This window comes from Natronocella acetinitrilica (assembly GCF_024170285.1).
In the GTDB taxonomy this organism is placed as follows: domain Bacteria; phylum Pseudomonadota; class Gammaproteobacteria; order Nitrococcales; family Aquisalimonadaceae; genus Natronocella; species Natronocella acetinitrilica.
This window is the reverse complement of record NZ_JALJXV010000030.1, coordinates 1-1,013: the sequence shown is the minus strand read 5'-3', so window position 1 is coordinate 1,013 and position 1,013 is coordinate 1. Positions and strand designations below refer to the sequence as shown.

1 protein-coding gene is annotated in these 1,013 nt (G+C 64.5%); it reads right to left on the bottom strand.

The features are described from left to right. Nucleotides 1–68: 68 nt before the first annotated feature. On the bottom strand, nucleotides 69–842 hold the full coding sequence (istB, locus tag J2T57_RS22080) for an IS21-like element helper ATPase IstB (RefSeq protein WP_253485969.1): 774 nt from the start codon (nucleotides 840–842) through the stop codon (nucleotides 69–71). Nucleotides 843–1,013: the final 171 nt, after the last annotated feature.

Below are 1,013 nucleotides of genomic sequence, written 5' to 3'. Positions count from 1 at the left end.
TATCCGACGTCAACTACTTTGACCGGTCGACGACAATTAAAGTGGCCGGTCGGTGGGCGTAGTTGTCGTTAGCTTTCCAGCGTGCTCTTCTGCTCCTTTCGTTGTCGCGTGTGGGCGCGTTTGCGGTAGCTCTCGCCGGTCAATTCAACCACGAAGGCATGGTGGATGAGCCGGTCGATGGCGGCGACGGCCATCATGTCGTCGGGAAAGACACTGTCCCACGCGCTGAATGGCTGGTTGGAGGTGATGAGCAGGCTTCCAGCCTCGTAGCGGTGCGCGATCAGTTCGAAGAGCACTGACGTCTCGGACTCGGTGCGTTTGACGTAGCCGATATCGTCGATCACCAGCAGTCCGTACTTGTCGAGTTTGCTTAAGGCGTCGGCAAGCCGCAGCGCCTGCTTGGCGACCTGAAGCTCCTGGACCAGTGTGGAAGCGGCGTAGTAGCGCACCCGTTGCCCCTGTTCGATGAGGGCCTGGCCGATGGCGGCGGCCAGGTGGCTTTTGCCTACGCCGGAGGGGCCGAAGAGCAGCAAGTTGCGGGCCTGCTCGATCCAGCCGACCTCGCAGGCCAGGGCGCTGAGCTGATGGCGGTCGGCGCCGGCGATGGCGTCGAACTCGAAGGACTCTAGCGTCTTTCCGACCGGCAACCGCGCCTCCTTGAGATGGCGCTCCAGCCGTCGGCGTTCGCGCTCGGCGAGTTCGTACTCACACAAAGCTGCCAGCGTCTGGGGGATGCTCCAGCCTTGCTTGAGCGCGCGCTCGGTAACCTCCAAGCAGCAGCCCGCCATGGTGGGAAGCCGGAGTTGGCGCAACAGCAGGGGGAGTGCGGCAGCGTTAGCCATGGCGAACCTCCCGGAGCAGCGCATCATAGTCCGCCAGGGCATGCTGCCTGGCGGTCATCGGCGGCACGGCACCATGGCGGCCCTGGGTCCCGAAGCGGACCTGGAGTTCGACGAGCGTCGGCGAGTGACCTTGCTGCAGGGTCTCCAGCCAGTACCGCCCCAGCGCCTCCG

Bases quoted from the DNA above. Each gene is read 5' to 3' on its own strand.
- istB (WP_253485969.1), bottom strand. From the start codon at position 842: ATGGCTAACGCTGCCGCACTCCCCCTGCTGTTGCGCCAACTCCGGCTT.